This is a genomic window from Tenacibaculum sp. TC6, assembly GCF_050606265.1.
In the GTDB taxonomy this organism is placed as follows: Bacteria; Bacteroidota; Bacteroidia; order Flavobacteriales; family Flavobacteriaceae; genus Polaribacter.
Genome location: NZ_JBOCUK010000074.1, coordinates 1 through 1,809, shown reverse-complemented (window position 1 = coordinate 1,809; position 1,809 = coordinate 1). Strand labels below are relative to the sequence as shown.

The 1,809-nt window shown below is 28.3% G+C and carries 1 pseudogene; it reads left to right on the top strand.

The window, feature by feature from the left end:
- Positions 1-1,074: pseudogene (locus ACQY1Q_RS17340) on the top strand (hypothetical protein); the annotation flags it as partial.
- Between the last annotated feature and the right edge of the window lie 735 nt (positions 1,075-1,809).

Here is a 1,809-nt window from a genome sequence, read left to right as displayed (position 1 = left end):
TATGTAGTACTTATAAATACACAAGGCATTATACTATCATCAAACTTATTTGAATACCAACCTTCTAAAAAGTGGTTGTTAAATACACAAAAACCTTTTACAGGCAACGTAAAACTTATAATGGGTGTAGATTCAAATTTACTTTCCAGGGGTGGTTTATGTGTTACAGGGGTACGTTCTTTTTGGTTGTGTTCATTCAACAAAACGGGACCACAACATGCCCCGGGGCAATGCAATGCATCATCTACAGAATATATAGTAGAATATGAAATAGGGCCTTGTAGTGCTGAAGGAGATGGTAATGGGGCAGCAGAAGTTTCAGACAGCAGTAGCGGTCCCGGTGGAGGTGGTTCTTCAGGAGGAGGAAGTACAATTCCTGTTGATACTTCTATTTCACTTCCTCCTATACGCCCGGATGAAGAAGGGAAATGCCCTGATGGGTATATAAAAGACCTTGCAACTAATGAATGTATTAAAATTGAAGAGGAAGATGATAAAATTATAAATAACTTAACCGGTAAAGCTAAATGTGTATATGATAAATTACTTGCTTCAGGTATATCCAATTTTCATAATATGATAACAGATTTGTTTATAGAGTTTGGAGATAATAACATTGGGGGGAGGGATTTGACTTTTGAAATGTCTTCTGACTTACCAGATAATATTGGAGGAAAAACTCAAATAGATAATGATGGTAATTACCGAATTTTAATTAATGAAAATTTAAATAACAAGTATTCGTCTATTGAAATAGCTGGAATTATAACTCATGAGATAGCTCATGCTTTTTTGGCTAAACATTATTATAATTCAACTGCTAGCTTTTCTGAGTTATATCAAAGATATATTAATGATACTGGCTTAATGAATTATAGTCATGATATAATGAAAGATTATTTTATTAATCGTATGGCAATTGTACTTAAAAAGTATGATAATTCTATTTTTTCTAATTTCGATGATTATAAAATATTAGTGTCATATGGAGTTTTTAATTTGTCTGATACTCAAAAAAAACATTTAATAAACGTAAAAAACCAAGCAAGACTTAATGATAACAACTGTAATTAAAAAATATAAATACACCATTGGAAGCTGCTTAATTATAATCAGTTTAACGATATTTCTATGGTTAAGTTTTAAAAGTAAAAGTGTTTATTTTTTTTATAATAAAAATATCTCTGAATGTAAAAACATTAGTCAACATGAAAAAAGTAATTACCCTTTATGTTATAAAGGTAATTTTTATGTTTTTGAAGAGATTAAGAATAAAAAAAAACATTTAATAAACAGTTTAGATAAAATAAAATTAGTTTCTAAAAAAGATCTCCTCAAATCGGATTTAAAAAACACCAATATATTTTTAGTCCTTAAACAAGATGAAAATTATAAAATTATCCCCGTTAAAATGTTTAAAGATGTTAGCTCTTGCAATTTTAATTAGTTTTCATTTTAGAAAAAACTCGGTATTTTTTCCTGATATCAAAAATTGATTTTGATAATAATCAACATTCTAATCAATTTTATTTAGATATTGCTTGGGAAGGTTTACAAGGGACAAAAGCTTGGAACAATATGTATGCTGATCCGGTATATACGCAAAACGAACAAAAAAGAATTAGAAACGCAACAAATAACTTTATAAACTCAAGTACTAATGAATGTGAATAAATTATTTTTAATTTTCATTTCCTTGCCTATTTTAATTTATTCTCAAAATAGAAAAGAGGATGCTTATTTTATTCTCGATAATAATAACAAAGAATACACTTTAGGAAACAGAAATTATACCGATAAAAGTTACGA